We start from the raw sequence: 17,221 nt of genomic DNA on the forward strand, positions 1-17,221 counted from the left end.
GTCGTACCCGCGCCACAGCGCGCACTGAACGGCTCGCGCCGCGCTGGGATACTGGCCACATGCCGATCCGTGTGTCACTGACGGCCATACTTCGACAGCTCCGGGACCGAGGCCGTGGGCGTTGGCTACGCCGAGCGGCGCTGGCCGGAGCGCTCGGTGCGGTGCTGCTGACAGCTGGCGTGTGGGCGAGCGCGACCTGGATCCGCTCCGGCGCGCAGGGGCGTACCTACCCGGTCGCGACGGTGCCCGAGGCGCCGGTCGCCCTGGTGCTGGGGACCCGGGTCCAGCCCGACGGCACGCCGGCGCCGTTCCTCGCCGCCCGGCTGGAGATCGCTCGCGAGCTGTACGTCACCGGCAAGGTGCAGGCGATCCTGGTCTCCGGCGACAACATGCGCCACGAGTACAACGAGCCCGAGGCGATGCAGCGCTGGCTGGTCGAGCAGGGTGTGCCGGCCGACAAGGTGGTGCTCGACCACGCCGGCTTCGACACGTACGACTCGTGCGCCCGGGCGAAACGGATCTTCGGGGTGGAGCGGGCGACGGTGGTGACCCAGCAGTTCCATCTGGCCCGCGCCGTCACGGTCTGCCGGCACCTCGGCATCGACGCCAACGGCGTCGGCGACGAGACCGCCCGGGAGCTGAGCCACCGCACCTGGCGGATCAGCTCCGCCCGGGAGTACGGCGCCGGCCTCAAGGCCGCGCTGGACGTGCTCTCCCGCCGCGACCCGGTGCATCTGGGCGACCGCGAGACCGGCGTCGACGACGCCCTGCACGCCGGCTGACACCGCCCGCCGGCAGTTCCGCCACACCGTCGAACAGGGCGGTGCGAGGTGGCGGGCGATCAGGGCGGAACTGAGAACACCTGTCCCGCCACCAGCGGGAACAGCGTCCGACGCCTGCTCACGAGTCGTCTCGGGCGGCCGAACCTCTGGCAGACTGCGGCCATGCCGCCTCAACCGCAGTCGTGGACCATCAGGCACTTCTCGCAAGCCAATCCCGAAGGCCCCGGCCAAGGTAGCGTCCCGGCGCTGCTACGCCGCATCGCAGACAGCATCGAACAGTGGCCTGCTGGCATCGAGGTCCAAGACGTCGTCCTGCACAGCGAGGTGACTGCCGACGGCGACTGGTGGTCGGCCACCGTCTACTTCCATGAACCATCGCTCTAGCGGGTAGGGCCAGACGACCCCTCGCTTGCTTGTTCTGGGCGCTCCTACTGGTACGTCAGCGGCAGATACCGCTCCCGGCCGCCCTGCTCAGTCGTCTGCGTGAACCCGGCCGCCTCCAGGATCGCAGCGAACCTAGCCCGTCTGCGTCGACGAATGGAGACCAAGAACAGGGTAACGGACATCAGCGCCGCCCAGGTGACAGCGGCGACAGCCGCGGCGGCGGCGGGGGACGTCCCTCCTACTCCGAGCCACACACCGAGGATCGTGCACAGCACGGTGAGGACGACATAGAGGAGCCACGTTCGCTGCTTGTCGTCGTTCCAGCCCTCAAGGTCGTAGCTGATACGGGCCTTGAACAGATCCAGCACGTCGGCAGGCACGGGGGGCAGTGCGCCCCCGGTGGAAGCATCCGGGTACTGCACTCGGTTCCGCTCGGCCCTTTCGCGGGCCTGCGGACGGGGGTCGGGTACGAAGAACAGCTGCGGTCCGTTGCGGTGTCGCTGCCGCGTGTCCGTGTACGCGTAACCGAATTGCTCGGCAACAGCAGCCATGAGGGCGAGTGAGCGCAACGTGGCCACCTGCTCGACCTCCACCGGCTGCCCGCCGGCCATCTTCCGCAACATTTTCCGCACGTGCCGCTGTCCCACCAGCGATCCCCCATCACATCGTTGATCAGACTTGCACAGCCTCTCGCCCGGGAAAGGCCGGAGGTCCACGACCAGCGCCACGGTCCGAAGGACCAACCCGCTGACCTGTGCGAACGGGCTGGATTCAGACGTTGAAGCGGAACTCCACGACGTCGCCGTCCTGCATCACGTACTCCTTGCCTTCGATGCGGACCTTGCCGGCCGCCTTCGCCGCGGCCATCGAGCCGGCCTCGACCAGGTCGGTGTAGGAGACCACCTCGGCCTTGATGAAGCCGCGCTGGAAGTCGGAGTGGATCACACCGGCGGCCTCCGGGGCGGTCGCGCCGATCGGCACGGTCCAGGCCCGCGCCTCCTTGGGGCCGGCGGTGAGGTACGTCTGGAGGCCGAGCGTGCGGAATCCCACCCGGACCAGTTGGTCCAGCCCGGGCTCGGACTGCCCGATCGACTCCAGCAGTTCCCGGGCCTCCTCCTCGGGCAGGTCCACCAACTCGGACTCGATCTTGGCATCCATGAAGACCGCCTCGGCCGGTGCCACCAGCGCCCGGAGTTCGTCGAGGAACTGGGCGTTGTTCAGCTCGGCCTCGTCGACGTTGAAGACGTAGAGGAACGGTTTGATGGTGAGCAGGTGCAGCTCACGCAGGTGCTCCAGCTCGATGTTGGCTGCCGCGGCACCGGCGTAGAGGGTGGTGCCGTTGTCCAGCACCTCGACCGCGGCCTTCGCGGCGGCCACCGCGGCGGCCCGGTCCTTGCGGAGCTTGGCCTCCTTCTCCAACCTGGGCAGCGCCTTCTCCAGCGTCTGAAGGTCGGCGAGGATCAGCTCGGTGTTGATCGTCTCGATGTCGTCGGCCGGTGAGACCTTGCCGTCGACGTGCACCACGTTCGGGTCGGAGAAGGCCCGCACCACCTGGCAGATCGCGGCGGCGTCGCGGATGTTGGCCAGGAAGGCGTTGCCCCGTCCCTGGCCCTTCGAGGCGCCGCGCACCAGGCCGGCGATGTCGACGAACGACACCGGGGCGGGGATCACCTTCTGCGAGCTGAAGATCTCGGCGAGCTTGTCCAGCCGCCCGTCCGGCAGCCCGACCACGCCGACGTTGGGCTCGATGGTCGCGAACGGGTAGTTCGCGGCGAGCACGTCGTTCTTGGTCAACGCGTTGAACAGGGTGCTCTTGCCGACGTTGGGCAGGCCGACGATGCCGATGGTGAGACTCACGACGAGCCAGCTTACGCGCTCCGCCGCCGCATCTTGGCGGTAGTCCCGGCACGCCGACACGGGCCTCTCGATCAGGAGCCGGTACTGACCAGCCGAAGCTGATCGATCATCGTGGTGGCCGGGTTCCCGTCGCCGCCGGAGAGAGGCAAATGCCGCAGCGTCAGCCGGTGGGCACCGGCGGTGAGTCGGACCGTGCCGTGCGGCGTCCAATCGGTCAGCCGGTAGCGGGCCGCTGACTCGGCGAACTCACCGCCGACCGGCTGATCGGCGATGAGGTATGTGGTTCTTCCCGAATGCGGCCCGATCAGGCGAATGTCGAGCAGTTCGTAGTCTCCGCTCGCCGGGACGGTGACCGTCACGGTGAAGGAGTCGTGCGGCCGGGCGTAGAAACCAAGTGCGTGCCCACCGGAATAGCCGTAGTGACAGCAATCATTGGCGGCCCACAACTCACAGGCGCGCCCGGCACAGGCCGGCCGGGCCGGTACCCCACCGACCGTCACCGTGGTCGCCGGGTCGCCGACCAACTCCTCCATCTCAACCGTCACCACGACCCTGGTCGACGGCGTGACCGGCGGGGTGGTCGACGGCGTGGCCGGCGGGGTGGCCGGCGGAACGGCGGCGGGCACGCGGCCCGGACGAAGCAGGGACACCCCGACCGTCACCAGCGCGACCGCGAGAACCGCCGTCGCGACCGCAGCGAGGATCCACCGCCGGCGGCGCGGCCGCTCGGGCTGCCGGTGCTGTTCGACGGTCACCCGGCCGCTGAACCGTGAGCTCTCTTCGGGGGGAGAACCGGCCGAGAAGACCAGTGCGCGCACCTCGTACCGGCCGGCCGGCACGTCGGCCGGGACGTTCACGGTGACCAGGTACGAGACAGTGCTGTTGGCGGGGACAGCGCGCTGTGGTCGGTCGACGGTGAACCAGGACGACGGCACACCGTCGTCGGGGGCGAGTTGCAGCACCGCGGTGTCCGGCGTGGCGCTCGGATTGGACACCGTGAAGACGATCTCGCCGTGTCCGGTGTGATCAAGCATGACGTGTGCGGCGACCGCGTCGACCGCCCAGGACGTGGTCATGGGTCGACTCCGAGAGATTGGCAATCGCGAGTGCCTGAACGGTAGAAGAAGAAACCGCTCGGGTGGTGGCCGGAGTCGCAAGAACGACCGTCGATCCCACTTCGACGCCGCCACCTCGGAATCTCAGCGGCGGGCGTTCAGTCCCGCTCGGCTGGAGCAGCCTGGCGCGGTGGCCCGCTTCCCACCCAGGGCAACACGCGCGGCGCCAGTTCACCCGCTGCGGCGAGTGGCAGCGAGAACCGGTCGGCGGCCACCGGGCTGGCCGCGTACGACTCGCGCAGCATCCAGTGGACCTCGTCGGCCGTCCAGCCAAGCGCCGGACGAGCCGCGATCTCCCGGAGCAGCCGCCGCGCGGCGCGAGTGTCGTCGTCGTAGAAGCGCATGCACCAGTGGTGCACCCACATCCCGAGCGCACGCACTCCGTCCGGTTCGAGCGAGCCGACCAGCCGGCCGCAGGCGGTGTCGCCGAAGGCACGCCCCGGGTCATCGGCACGGTCCCGCTCGATGGCGCCGACCGCGGCCGGAGCCACGGCGCGCATCCGGCGATAGAAGCGCTCAACCACTGTCGGGGCGGGCGGTGGGTGCTCGTGTCCCGACGCCGCCCGACCCGCCACGCTCGCCATTGCCGCACCCTTCTGGAGTTGGTGGCCGAACGCTACCCACGACAACCGACAGTTCCTCTCGCCCCGCCCCACGCTCCGGCCGCGATCATGCAGTTTGTGGCAGACGGGCGGAGCGAGGGTGTGGTCCGAATTCCGCGAGCCGGGTGGGTGGTGGCAGGCGCATCATCGGTGACGTGGAACTGGACTTCGAGCGGTGTTACCGGGCCGTCGACAGCCGTGACCAGCGGTTCGACGGCTGGTTCTACACCGGCGTGACCTCGACTGGCATCTACTGTCGGCCGTCCTGTCCGGCGATGACCCCGAAGCGACGGAACGTGCGTTTCTTCCCGTCGTCGGCGGCGGCCCAGCGGGCCGGGCTGCGCGCCTGCCGGCGCTGCCGCCCGGACGCCTCCCCCGGCTCACCCCAGTGGGACGTACGGGCCGACGTGGTCGGCCGGGCGATGCGACTGATCGCCGACGGCGTGGTCGACCGCGACGGGGTACCCGGGCTGGCCGCCCGGCTCGGCTACACCGAGCGGCACCTGCACCGGATGCTGCGGGCGGAACTCGGCGCGGGACCGCTGGCACTGGCCAGGGCCCAGCGCGCGCAGACCGCCCGCACCCTGATCGAGACGACTGGGCTGGGACTGGCCGAGATCGCGTTCGCCGCCGGGTTCGGCAGCGTCCGGCAGTTCAACGACACCGTACGCGCGGTCTACGGCGCACCGCCGTCGCAGTTGCGTGCTGGAAACGGCACGGCGGTCGGCGGCGCGGGCACCGTCACCCTGCGGCTGGCGTACCGGCCGCCGCTGCATGCCGCCGCGCTGCTCGACTTCCTCGCCCGGCGCACGCTGCCCGGAGTCGACGAGGTGGTGGACGGGACGTACCGGCGGGGGTTGCGGTTGCCGCACGGTTCCGGAGAGGCCACGCTGACCCCGGCGGTCGGTCATGTGGCGGCGACGCTGCGCCTGACCGACCTGCGCGACCTGGCCCCCGCCGTGGCCCGCTGCCGGCGTTTGTTCGACCTGGACGCGGATCCGGTCGCCGTCGACCAGGGGCTCGCCGCCGACGCCGCGCTGACCGCGACGGTGGCGGCCGAGCCCGGCGTACGCGTTCCCCGCGCGGTGGACGGCTTCGAGATGGCCGTCCGCGCCATCGCCACCCAGCAGGTCTCCCTGGCCTCCGCCCGCACCACCCTCACCCACCTCCTCGCGCACACCGGCACAGTTGATCAAGAGGTTCTGGTCAAGGGTGGCGCGCTGCGCGGGTTCGCCACCGCGGAGGAGGTGCTGGGGGTGGCGGATGCGGGGTTCCGGATGCCGGCCGGGCGGCGCGAGACGATCCGAGCGGTGGCGCGGGCGGTCGCGGCCGGTGAGCTTGACCTGGAGTCGGGTGGCGACCGGGAGGAGACAGTGCGGCAGCTGACCGCGATTCCTGGCATCGGTGCCTGGACCGCCGGCTACCTGGCCATGCGCGCGCTCGGCGACCCCGACACGTTCCTCCCCACCGACCTCGCGCTACGTCGGGGCGCCGCGACCCTCGGCCTCACCGACAACCCCAGAACCCTCGACGAGTACGCCGTCCGCTGGCGTCCCTGGCGGTCGTACGCCGTGATCCGCCTCTGGCGATCGGCGTGAGCGCCGCCTGCGCCACCCGAATCCAACCGCCCGACCCAGCCTGCGTTCGCCTGGGCAGGCCAGCATCGATCCAACCCTGGAGTGCCGCATGAGCAGCATGAACACCACGAGCAGCAGGAACAACATGATCGACAGCACGGTCGTCGACACCCCCGCCGGGCCGTTCACCGTCCTCGTCGGTCCGGATGGCGCGGTACGGGCGTCGGGTTTCACCGCGGACCCGGCGAACCTGCTGCCGCTCGTGCACCCGAGCCTGCGCGGCGAGCCGCGACGCCGGCTGGACCTCGGTCCGGTCACCGCAGCCGTCGCCGCCTACCTCGGCGGTGACCTGGCCGCGATCGACGACGTTCCGGTGGAGCAGCACACCGGCGGGGCGTTCATGTCACATGCCTGGCAGGTGTTGCGCGACGTCAAACCGGGGGTCCCGGTCACCTACACCGGGTACGCCGCTCTGGCCGGCCGTCCCACCGCGGTACGCGCCGCCGCAGCGGCCTGCGCCCGCAACGCCGCTGCGCTCTTCGTCCCCTGCCATCGGGTGCTGCGTACCGACGGCACGCTCGGCGGCTACCGCTGGGGGCTGCCGGTGAAGCGCTGGCTCCTCGACCACGAACGACTCGGCTAGTAACGCACAATCCGTAACGATCACGGTGTGCGACGACACTCGCCGGTCGCCCGCCGACCAAGGTGCCCCACCCACCCGCTTTGCTCTGCTTCACTCCACGCAACAGACCGCTGAGCAGCGACGACGCACCGACGGCGAATCGATCACGAAGCTGCCATCCAAACGGAGGGTAACCGTTGCGTGGGTTGAAGCAGAGCAAAGGCGAGGATTAGTAGGGCGGCGGACCGTGAACGCACACGCAGTGTGAGAAGCCAGCCGGACAGTGACGGGCAGCGGGAGCAGGGCCACAAGCAGCGGAGCAACGGAGCAGCTGACAGCAAGCCGACAGCGGCGTTGCTCTCAGATGCGGCTACCGTCGGGTAGTGGCTGCGGGGAGCGGCGGCGGCCCGGCCGACCGGGACGAGGTCCGTCGACATCCCCTGCGCAACCTCTGGCGGCTGCGCCGCTACCTGCGTCCGCACGCGGTCGAGTTCGGTTGGCTGATGCTGGCCGGGCTGGCCGCCACGGCCGCCGGCATCGCCGTGCCTCTGGTGGCGCAACGGGTGGTCGACGGGCCGGTGGCGGGGCGTGACCTGACCGGCCTGTTCCTGCTGGCCGGGTTGGCACTGCTGCTCGGCCTCGCCGAAGCCCTACTGATCTTCATCCGTCGGTGGGTGCAGTCGTCGTCCTCGGTGGCGATGGAGGCGGCCATCCGCACCGACGTCTACGCCCACCTGCAACGGCTGTCAGCCAGTTTCCACGACCGGTGGCCGTCCGGCCAGCTGCTCTCCCGGATCACCAGCGACCTGTCGGTGCTGCGCCGGTTCCTCTCCTTCGGCCTGTTCTTTCTCGTGCTCAACGTGGTCACCTACCTGGTCGTGGTGGTGCTGCTGATCCGGCTGCACCCCGCGCTGGGCCTGCTGGTGGCCGCCAGCGCGGTACCGCTGTTCCTGATCGCCCGTCGTTTCGGCCGGCACTACCACGTCGCGTCCCGCCGGATGCAGGACCAGCAGGGCGACGTGGCCACGCTTGTCGAGGAGACCGCGCAGGGCCTCCGCACCATGAAGGCGTACGGGCGGGGGCCGCAACTGGCCGGCCGGTTCGCCGTCGGCACCAAGGCGTTGCACGACACCGGGGTCGCCAAGGGCCGGCTGCTCGCGCGTACCTCCGCGCTGCTCGACCTGGTGCCGAACCTGACCCTGGGCACGGTCCTGGTGGCCGGCGCCGCAGCGGTCGCCGGCGGACGGCTCACCATCGGTCAGCTCGTCGCCTTCGTCAGCCTTCAGCTGATGCTGATCTGGCCGGTGCAGTCGCTGGGCTGGATCATCGCCAACGGGCAGGAGGCGGCCACCGCCGCCGACCGGATCCAGGAGGTGCTGGACACCCGGCCGCTCATCGTCGACCCTCCGGTCGCCATCGCCCTGGCCCGCTCGACGGTTCGCGGTCGACTCCGCTTCGAGGCAGTGACCTTCCGTTATCCGGGGAGCATCGTGCCGGTGTTACGCGGGCTCGATCTCACCGTCGAGCCCGGTGAGACCGTGGCCGTGGTCGGTGCCACCGGCAGCGGCAAGAGCACCCTGTTGTCCCTGGTACCCCGGCTGCACGAGGTGAGCGGCGGCCGCATCACCCTCGACGGGCACGACCTGCGCGAGCTGCGGCTGGCCTCGCTGCGCGGACTGGTCGGGGTCGCCTTCGAGGAGCCGACACTGTTCTCCATGTCGGTGTGGGAGAACCTCACCCTCGGCCGGCCCGACGCCGACGAGGACGAGGTTCGGGCCGCCCTGGCACTGGCCCAGGCCGAGTTCGCCTACGACCTGCCGTGGGGGCTGCGCACCCGGCTCGGAGAGCAGGGCCTGTCGCTCTCCGGCGGCCAGCGGCAACGACTCGCCCTGGCCCGGGCGGTGCTGATCCGACCGGCCGTGCTCGTGCTCGACGATCCGCTCTCCGCGCTCGACGTGCACACCGAGGCGTTGGTGGAGTCGGCGCTCAAGCGAGTGCTGCGCGACACCACCGCGCTGCTGGTGGTGCACCGCCCGTCCACCATCGCCCTCGCCGACCGGGTGGCGCTGCTGGAGCACGGTCGGATCACCGCCGTCGGCACCCACACCGAACTGCTCGCCAGCGTGCCCACCTACCGTGGGCTGCTCTCCGCCGAGCCGGCCGCGGCGTCGATCGCCGGCACACCCACATCGGTCGATCCGGCGCCCGGTGGCTCTCCCCTGGTGCTCTCGTGACCGCCGCGTCGGCCGTGCCGGATCCGCCGCCGGATTCGGACCGAGCCCACTGGCGAGGGGTGGCTCCGGATCCGCACGCCGACCGCAGCCTCGCCGAGGACACCGATCCGGCGGCGGTGGCGCGGCTGCGGGCCCGCAGCCGGGCGCTGCTGACGGACGTGCTGCGCCCGCACCGGGCCCGGCTGGGCACGGCGGTCGCGCTGCTGTTGACCCAGAACGCGGCGGCCATGTCCGGGCCGTACCTGGTCATGCTCGGTATCGACCGGGCGATCGAGCCGCTCCGGGCCGGCGAGCCCGGCCCGCTGATCACCGTGGCCGTCTCGTTCGCCGCCGCCGCCGGCATCGAGTACGCGGCCCGGCGCGGTTTCCTCTCCATCTCCGCCCGCATCGGCCAGGCCGTCCTGCTCGACCTGCGCCGCCGGGTGTACGCGCACTTCCTGCACCTGCCGGTGGCCTTCCACGAGCGCTACACGTCAGGGCGGATGATCTCGCGCCTGACCAGCGACATCGACTCGATCGCCGAGCTGGTCGACGGGGGTGTGGAGAGCCTGGTGATGGCCGCTCTGACGATCGTGTCGGTGGCCGGCATCCTGCTCTGGCTGGACCTGCCGCTGGCCTCGGTGACCCTGCTCGCCTTTCCGCTGCTGTTCTGGCTGTCCCGCTGGTTCGCCCGGGCCTCGGCCTCCGCGTATCGGCGCACCCGGGAGGCGATGGCGCTGGTCATCGTCCATTTCGTGGAGTCGATGCGGGGTATCCGGGCGGTGCAGACGTACCGCCGCGAGGAACGCAACCAACACATCTTCGACTCGGTCAGCGACGACTACCGGCGGTCCAGCCGGCACGCGTTCCACCTGATCGCGACCTACTCGCCCGGCATCAAGCTGATCGGCAACGTCACCGTCGCGGTGGTGCTCTGCTACGGCGGTGCCCGGGTGCTGGGCGGCGAGACCGGGGTCGGTGTGCTCGCGGCCTTCCTGCTCTACCTGCGTCGGTTCTTCGAGCCGATGCAGGAGCTGAGCCAGTTCTACAACTCGCTCCAGTCGGCGACGGCGGCGCTGGAGAAGCTCGCCGGGGTGCTCGACGAGCGGCCCTCGGTCGCCGAACCGACCCGACCCGTGCCACTGCCCGACGGCCCGACCCGCGGCGCGGTCCGCTTCCACGCGGTGTCGTTCGGGTACCGCCCGGACTCACCGATCCTCACCGGGCTGGACCTCACCATCCCTGCCGGTCAGACCGTGGCCCTGATCGGGCCGACCGGCGCCGGCAAGTCCACCGTCGCCAAGCTGCTCGCCCGGTTCCACGACCCGGACGCTGGCACGGTCACCCTGGGCGGTGTGGACCTGCGCGAGGTCGCCGACGCGGACCTGCGCCGGGCGGTGGTGCTGGTCACCCAGGAGACCCACCTGTACGGCGGCACCGTCGCGGACAACATCCGGTTCGGCCGCCCGGACGCCGACGACGAGGCCGTGGAGGCCGCCGCCCGGGCGATCGGCGCACACGACTTCATCGCGGCGCTGCCCGACGGGTACGCCACCCAGGTGCACCGGCGCGGTGGCCGGCTCTCCGCCGGGCAGCGGCAGTTGGTCGCCTTCGCCCGGGCGTTCCTGGCCGATCCGGCGGTGCTGATCCTCGACGAGGCCACCTCCTCGCTTGACGTACCGACCGAACGTCTGGTGCAGCACGCGCTCGGCAACATCCTGCGGGACCGGACGGCGCTGGTGATCGCGCACCGGCTCTCAACGGTGGAGACCGCGGACCGGGTACTGGTCCTGGACCGGGGCCGGATCGTCGAGGACGGGCCGCCGGCAGAGCTGATCGCCGAGGGCGGCCGGTACGCCGACCTGCACCGCCAGTGGCGCGACTCGCTGCTCTGAGCGTGAGCGGGCGGGCTAATGAGGTGCTGCCGGGCCGCACGGTGCATACGATCCACGGATGACTGATACGGCGAGGACGGCCCGCACCGGCGTCCCCGAGCGTCCGAATCTGGACGGTCTCGAGGAGACCTGGTCGCGCCGCTGGCAGGAGGAGGGCACGTACGCGTTCGACCGCAGCAGGCAGCGGTCGGACGTATACGCGATCGACACCCCGCCGCCGACCGTATCGGGCGAGCTGCACATGGGGCACGTCTTCTCGTACACGCACACCGACCTGGTCGCCCGGTTCCAACGGATGCGCGGCCGGACGGTCTTCTACCCGATCGGCTGGGACGACAACGGGCTGCCCACCGAGCGCCGGGTGCAGAACGTGTACGGGGTCCGGTGTGACCCCTCGCTGCCGTACGACCCGGACTGGGCACCACCGACCGGACCCGTGGACGACGCCGCCCGGAAGAACCCGACCCCGATCTCCCGGCGGAACTTCATCGAGCTGTGCGAGCGGTTGACCGTCGCCGACGAGCAGGTCTTCGAGGCGCTGTGGCGGCGGCTCGGCCTGTCGGTGGACTGGTCGTTGATGTACACCACCATCGGGGAGGTGGCCCGGGCCACCTCCCAGCGGGCGTTCCTGCGCAACCTGGCCCGGGGCGAGGCGTACCAGGCCGAGGCGCCGACGCTGTGGGACGTCGGTTTCGCCACCGCCGTGGCGCAGGCCGAACTGGAGGACCGGGAACGCCCCGGCGCGTACCACCGGTTGCGCTTCCACGCCCCGGGCGGGCGGGAGGTGCTCATCGACACCACCCGGCCGGAGCTGCTGCCGGCCTGCGTCGCGCTGGTCTGTCACCCCGACGACGAGCGGTACGCGGACCTGGTCGGCACGACTGTGCGTACCCCGGTGTTCGGAGTGCAGGTGCCGGTGCGCGCGCACCCGCTGGCGGACCCGGCCAAGGGCACCGGCATCGCGATGGTCTGCACCTTCGGTGACCTGACCGACGTGACCTGGTGGCGGGACCTGGCCCTGGACACCCGGGTGGTGATCGGCCGGGACGGCCGGCTGCTGCCGGAGCCACCGGCCGACGTGCCCGCGCAGCCGTACGCGGCGCTGGCCGGGCAGACGGTGAACGGCGCCCGACGGACGGTGGTGGAGCAGCTGACCGAGGCGGGTGACCTGGTCGGCGAGCCGCGCCCGATCAGCCACCCGGTGAAGTTCTACGAGCGGGGCGACCGGCCCCTGGAGATCGTCTCGACCCGGCAGTGGTATCTGCGCAACGGTGGCCGCGACACCGATCTGCGGGAGGAACTGCTGGCCCGTGGCCGGGAGCTGCGCTGGGTGCCGGAGCACATGCGGCACCGCTACGAGCACTGGGTGGGCGGCCTGACCGGCGACTGGCTGGTCAGCCGGCAGCGCTACTTCGGGGTGCCGGTGCCGGTGTGGTACCGGCTCGACGACGCTGGCGAACCGGACTGGACCGAGCCTCTCACGCCGGCGGAGTCCGCGCTGCCGATCGATCCGTCCGAGGAGACCCCGCCCGGGTACGACGAGTCGCAGCGCGGTGTGCCGGGCGGCTTCGTCGGCGACCCGGACGTGCTGGACACCTGGGCCACCTCGTCGCTGACCCCGCAGATCGTCGGCGGCTGGGAACGTGACCCGGACCTGTTCTCCCGGGTCTTCCCGATGGACCTGCGCCCGCAGGGGCACGACATCATCCGCACCTGGCTGTTCGCCACCGTGGTCCGGTCGCACCTGGAGCACGGCGTGCTGCCCTGGCGGACGACGGAGCTGTCCGGCTGGATCCTCGATCCGGACCGCAAGAAGATGTCGAAGTCCAAGGGGAACGTGGTGACCCCGATGGCGCTGCTGGAGCAGCACGGCTCGGACGCGGTGCGGTACTGGTCGGCCAGCGGCAAGCCCGGCACCGACCTGGCCTTCGACCCGGCCCAGATCCGGATCGGCCGGCGATTGGCCACCAAGCTGCTGAACGCCTCCAGGTTCGCGCTCGGGCTGGGTGCCGCCGACGCGCTGCGCGCCCCGGCGACCGAACCCCTCGACCGGGCCGTGCTCGCCGAACTGGCCGAGGTGGTGGCCACCGCGACAACCGCGTTCGAGGGGTACGACCACACGGCCGCGCTCCAGGCCACCGAGTCGTTCTTCTGGCGGTTCTGTGACGACTACATCGAGCTGGTGAAGGAACGCGCCTACGGCAGCGGAGCCGGGGCCGACTCGGCCCGGGCGGCGCTGGCCACCGCGCTGTCGGTGCAGTTGCGGCTGTTCGCCCCGGTGCTGCCGTACGCGACCGAGGAGGTCTGGTCGTGGTGGCGGTACGGGTCCGTGCACCGCGCGCCGTGGCCGACCACGTACGAGGTGGGCCGGGCCATCCAGGGTGACGGCGACCCGCAGCTGCTGCGGCTCGCCGCCGACGCGCTGGGGCAGGTCCGCCGGGCCAAGTCCGAGCGGAAACTGTCGATGAAGGCGGAGGTGCCGCTGGCCGAGGCCCTCGGCCCGGCCGCCGTACTCGACCAGCTCACGCTGGTAATCGACGACCTACGCGCCGCCGGCCGCATCAACAAGCTCGACCTGCTCCCCGACCGCACCCCCGAACTGGTCATCGCCTGCGCCTTCTGACGGGCACAACATCGGGGAAAGTGCTGCCTCAACGGCCGTGGAGGCAGCACTTTCCCCGAAAGTGCTGCCTCCCGATGCCCACCCCAGGGGTCAGCTGGTTTCGCCGGCCATGGAGAAGGAGCGTAGGCGGTCGATGGAGAGGAAGGTGGCGGCGACGATGATGAGGGCGGTCATCACGGCGGCCACCGGGACGGAGACCGTGGTGGCGAGCAGGTTGGTCGGGGCGAGGCGGTCGGCCAGGGCGATCACGTAGTGCTGGATCGACAGCACCCGGGTGCCGGTGATCACGTTGCTGAGCAGCCCCTCCCAGATCAGCACGTAGACCAGCCCGAGCAGCACCGGCCGCCGGGTGAGCAGGCTGGCCGCCACGAACAGCGCCGAGTAGGCCAGCGCACCGACCGACGCGGCGACGGCGAGCGCCACGCCGAGGCGTACCGAGTCGGCCAGCAGGCCCGCCGCGAACAGCGGGACCGCGACGGTGACCGCGGTGACCCCGGCCGCGACGGCCAGCTTCGGCAGCACGATCTGCCACCGTGGCAGCGGCGTGGTGAGCACGTGTACCACCGTGCCGTCGTCGATCTCGGCACCGAGCACCCCGGTGCCGACGATCAGGGCGACCACCGGCAGCACCACGGCCAGCCCGAGGCCGACCAGCACCGGCGGACCCCAGTCGGTGGGTTCGACCCCGAGCCCCCGGGAGAGCACGGCCAGCCCCACCAGCAGTATCGGTAGCGGTAGCAGCAGCAGGAACCGACGACGCCCGAACAGGCCGCGCACGGTGATCCAGGAGACAGTGGACATCAGGCCTCCACCAGGTAGGAGAAGACGCTCTCCAGGGACTCGTCCTCGGGTACCAGTTGCTGGACCCGTACGCCGCGGGCCAGGGCGACCTTCGGCAGCATCCGGGTGAATGCTCCGTAGTCACCGGCGCGTACGGTCAGGCCATCGCGCCCCAGCTCGACCCCGCTGACCGAGGTCTCGGCCATCAACGCGACGGCCAGCGCCCGGTCGTCGGTGGAGCGGATGGCGAAGACGTGCGGCCGGTTGGTCATCAGCCGCCGGATGGTCCGGAAGTCGCCGGAGGCGGCGAGCCGGCCGGCGACCATCACCTGGACCGTGCCGGAGACCTGCTCGACCTCCTCCAGGATGTGTGAGCTGAACAGGATCGTCCGGCCCGCGTCGCCGAGGGAGTGCAGCAGCTCCATCATGTGCAACCGCTGGCGCGGGTCCATGCCGTTGAACGGCTCGTCCAGCAGCAGCACCTGCGGGTCGTGCACCAGCGCCGCCGCCACCCGGGTGCGCTGCCGCATGCCCTTGGAGTAGGTGCCGATGCGGCGGTCCTGGGCGTCGGCCATCTCCACCATGTCGATGGCGCGGCGGGCCGCGGCCTGCGGATCCGGCAGCTTGTGCAGCTTCGCGGTGGCCAGCACGAACTCGTACGCGGTGAGGAAGCTGTGCACCGCCTCCCGCTCGCTGACCAGGCCGAGCCGGCGGTAGACCTCCGGATTGCGCCAGGTGGGCCGACCGTCCAGGGTCACCGCCCCTCGGGACGGGGTGAGGAAACCGGCCATCATGTGCAGCAGGGTGGTCTTGCCCGCCCCGTTGGGGCCGAGCAGCCCGGTCACTCCGGGCCCGAGGCTCATGCTCACGTTGTTCACCGCGACCACGTTGCCGTACCAGCGGGAGACCTCGGCGAGGTCGAGGGTGCTGGTGGCGGTGGCCGGCGGTGCGGCGGTACTCGTCGTGGTCATCGTGCGGCCACCTTCTTGTAGCGGGCAAGTAGCAGGGCGACGCAGCCCGCCACGAGCGCGACGGCGGCCAGCGCGTACACCGGGCCGAAGGCCCCGAGGTCGAGGTCGGCGGTGTTGGCCTCGGTGACCAGCAGGTCGCGCATCGTCCAGAGGCCGACGCCCTGCACCAGGGTGGGCGGCGAGGCGATGCCGGCGAGCTGGTTCGCCGTCTGCGAGGGCAGGACCGACAGGATGCCGACGATCGGCGTGGTCATCAGGAACACGGCGACGATCCCGCCGGCGGCGAAGGCGCGCTTGCCGGTCATCGAGGCGACCAGCAGCCCGACCGAGGCGAAGACCACGGCCCACAGCCCGGCGTAGAGCAGGCCGGGCAGCAGGTCGAGCAGTTCGTCCCAGACCGCTCCCATGCCGTCGCCGGTGAAGGCGCCGCCGAGGAACATCAGCAGCTGCGGCGCGCCGAGCAGCAGGAACAGCGCGGTGACCAGGGCGAGCAGCTTGGCCAGCGGGTAGTCGGCGTGCGGCAGCGGGCGGGAGAAGTACAGCGGCAGGACGCCGCTGCGCATGTCCCGGGAGACCAGCTCGGGCGCGGCCACCGCGACGAAGAAGATGACCAGCCAGCTCATCGCGTCGGCGAACTGGGCGTACGTCATGACCACTTCGCCGATCTGGCTGCGGATCGCGGTCACCGCGGCGGCCACCATCAGCACGATGCCGACCACCAGCCAGGGAAAGATCTTGGCCTTGGCGCTGCGGCCCAACCCGAAGGTGGTCCGTACACCGTGCAGGTACAGCGCTCCGAAGACGTGCCGGCGGCCGAGCCGGGGGCCGGTGTAGCGCTGGTAGCCGATGTCGTGGATGACTCCCGTCGGCTCAGACAAGGCTGTTCTCCCTCCGGGCGAAGAGTTCGGCCACCCGGTGCCGGCGCTGGTCCAGCCGGTGCAGGGGCAGGTCCAGCTCGGCCACCGCACCGAGGATCAGGTCGTAGGTGCCCTGGTCGGCCAGCGGCACCAGCAGCAGCCTTCCCTCCCGGGTCACCGGCAGATCGAGGGCGGCCAGCCGGGCGGCCAGCGCCTCGGTGCCCTCGCTGACCTCGACCGCGAGCACGTCGGTGACCGAGGTCATGGCGGCGATGTGGTCGGCCCGCAGCAGCCGCCCACCCTCGATGGCGACCAGGGTGTCGCAGATCCGCTCGACCTCACCGAGCAGGTGCGAGCAGACCAGGACCGAGATGCCGAACTCGGTGCCGATCCGCTGCACCAGCGCGAGCATCGCGTCCCGGCCGGCCGGGTCGAGCCCGTTCGTGGGCTCGTCCAGCAGCAGCAGGTCGGGATCGTGCACCAGCGCCTGAGCGAGCTTGACCCGCTGCTTCATGCCGGTGGAGTAGCCGCCCACCGGCCGGTGGCGCTCCTCGTGCAGACCCACGTGGCGCAGCGCCTCGGAGGCCCGCTCCCGGGCGACGGTGCGCGGTAGGCCGCTGATCCGTCCCAGGTGGGTGACCAGTTCGGCGGCGGAGAGATCGGGCGGCAGGCAGTCGTGCTCGGGCATGTAGCCGACCCGGGCCCGTACCGTCGCCGTGTCGGCGGTCGGGTCCAGGCCCAGCACCTGTATCCGGCCGCGAGTGGGAGTGAGCAGGCCGAGCAGCAGCTTGATCAGGGTCGACTTGCCGGCGCCGTTGGCGCCGACCAGACCCACGATCCCTGGTTCCACCGCGACCGTCAGATCGGACAGTGCGGTGACCCCGCCGCCGTAGACCTTCGTCAACGACTCGGTTGCGATCAGTGTCACGTCGTCAGCCTAGAG

Annotated in this window: 15 protein-coding genes; 7 read left to right on the plus strand and 8 right to left on the minus strand. The window is 71.2% G+C overall.

The window, feature by feature from the left end:
• Positions 1 to 59: 59 nt before the first annotated feature.
• Both KBX00_RS14885 and KBX00_RS14890 read left to right on the plus strand, forming a co-directional pair.
• Positions 60 to 782: a vancomycin high temperature exclusion protein gene (locus KBX00_RS14885; RefSeq protein ID WP_210827248.1), complete on the plus strand. Its 723-nt coding sequence runs from the start codon at positions 60 to 62 to the stop codon at positions 780 to 782.
• Between the two features lie 162 nt (positions 783 to 944).
• Entirely contained in the window at positions 945 to 1,166 is a 222-nt protein-coding gene (locus KBX00_RS14890) for a hypothetical protein (protein WP_210827251.1), read from the plus strand.
• 44 nt (positions 1,167 to 1,210) lie between these two features.
• Here KBX00_RS14890 and KBX00_RS14895 read toward each other — a convergent pair whose 3' ends face one another.
• The 4 genes from KBX00_RS14895 to KBX00_RS14910 all read right to left on the minus strand — a co-directional run bounded on the left by KBX00_RS14895 (position 1,211) and on the right by KBX00_RS14910 (position 4,722).
• Positions 1,211 to 1,813 (minus strand): hypothetical protein, encoded by a 603-nt coding sequence (locus tag KBX00_RS14895; RefSeq protein WP_210827253.1) that lies wholly within the window; start codon positions 1,811 to 1,813, stop codon positions 1,211 to 1,213.
• A gap of 124 nt (positions 1,814 to 1,937) precedes the next feature.
• Positions 1,938 to 3,023 (minus strand): redox-regulated ATPase YchF, encoded by a 1,086-nt coding sequence (gene ychF, locus KBX00_RS14900; RefSeq protein WP_210827257.1) that lies wholly within the window; start codon positions 3,021 to 3,023, stop codon positions 1,938 to 1,940.
• A gap of 71 nt (positions 3,024 to 3,094) precedes the next feature.
• A complete protein-coding gene (locus KBX00_RS14905) occupies positions 3,095 to 4,099 on the minus strand; it encodes a hypothetical protein (protein ID WP_210827259.1) in 1,005 nt (334 codons plus the stop codon).
• Between the two features lie 137 nt (positions 4,100 to 4,236).
• Positions 4,237 to 4,722, minus strand: coding sequence for a hypothetical protein (locus tag KBX00_RS14910; protein ID WP_210827261.1), 486 nt, complete (start codon positions 4,720 to 4,722; stop codon positions 4,237 to 4,239).
• 173 nt (positions 4,723 to 4,895) lie between these two features.
• On the opposite strand from KBX00_RS14910, the gene KBX00_RS14915 reads away from it, so the two are divergent.
• From KBX00_RS14915 to valS, 5 genes are all read left to right on the plus strand, one after another.
• Positions 4,896 to 6,338 (plus strand): AlkA N-terminal domain-containing protein, encoded by a 1,443-nt coding sequence (locus KBX00_RS14915; RefSeq protein ID WP_210827263.1) that lies wholly within the window; start codon positions 4,896 to 4,898, stop codon positions 6,336 to 6,338.
• 97 nt (positions 6,339 to 6,435) lie between these two features.
• On the plus strand, positions 6,436 to 6,960 hold the full coding sequence (locus tag KBX00_RS14920; RefSeq protein ID WP_210827381.1) for a methylated-DNA--[protein]-cysteine S-methyltransferase: 525 nt from the start codon (positions 6,436 to 6,438) through the stop codon (positions 6,958 to 6,960).
• Positions 6,961 to 7,322: 362 nt separating this feature from the next.
• Positions 7,323 to 9,173: an ABC transporter ATP-binding protein gene (locus KBX00_RS14925; RefSeq protein WP_210827265.1), complete on the plus strand. Its 1,851-nt coding sequence runs from the start codon at positions 7,323 to 7,325 to the stop codon at positions 9,171 to 9,173.
• The gene (locus tag KBX00_RS14930; RefSeq protein WP_210827266.1) at positions 9,170 to 11,047 is read left to right on the plus strand and encodes an ABC transporter ATP-binding protein; all 1,878 of its coding nucleotides are present in this window, start codon (positions 9,170 to 9,172) and stop codon (positions 11,045 to 11,047) included. The genes KBX00_RS14925 and KBX00_RS14930 overlap by 4 nt, the downstream gene beginning before the upstream one ends.
• Before the next feature lie 58 nt (positions 11,048 to 11,105).
• On the plus strand, positions 11,106 to 13,670 hold the full coding sequence (valS, locus tag KBX00_RS14935) for a valine--tRNA ligase (RefSeq protein WP_210827268.1): 2,565 nt from the start codon (positions 11,106 to 11,108) through the stop codon (positions 13,668 to 13,670).
• A 90-nt stretch (positions 13,671 to 13,760) separates the two neighbouring features.
• Here valS and KBX00_RS14940 read toward each other — a convergent pair whose 3' ends face one another.
• Genes KBX00_RS14940 through KBX00_RS14955 form a run of 4 tightly spaced genes read right to left on the minus strand, consistent with a single transcriptional unit; the run spans position 13,761 to position 17,206 of the window.
• On the minus strand, positions 13,761 to 14,471 hold the full coding sequence (locus KBX00_RS14940) for an ABC transporter permease (RefSeq protein ID WP_210827270.1): 711 nt from the start codon (positions 14,469 to 14,471) through the stop codon (positions 13,761 to 13,763).
• Positions 14,471 to 15,421, minus strand: a complete 951-nt coding sequence (locus KBX00_RS14945) for an ABC transporter ATP-binding protein (RefSeq protein WP_210827272.1) — start codon at positions 15,419 to 15,421, stop codon at positions 14,471 to 14,473. Before KBX00_RS14945 ends, KBX00_RS14940 begins: the two co-directional genes overlap by 1 nt.
• Entirely contained in the window at positions 15,418 to 16,299 is an 882-nt protein-coding gene (locus KBX00_RS14950; RefSeq protein ID WP_210827274.1) for an ABC transporter permease, read from the minus strand. The genes KBX00_RS14945 and KBX00_RS14950 overlap by 4 nt, the downstream gene beginning before the upstream one ends.
• Entirely contained in the window at positions 16,292 to 17,206 is a 915-nt protein-coding gene (locus KBX00_RS14955) for an ABC transporter ATP-binding protein (protein WP_210827276.1), read from the minus strand. Before KBX00_RS14955 ends, KBX00_RS14950 begins: the two co-directional genes overlap by 8 nt.
• Positions 17,207 to 17,221 lie beyond the last annotated feature (15 nt).

The sequence above is a fragment of the Micromonospora sp. C95 genome, assembly GCF_018070465.1.
GTDB lineage: Bacteria > Actinomycetota > Actinomycetes > Mycobacteriales > Micromonosporaceae > Micromonospora.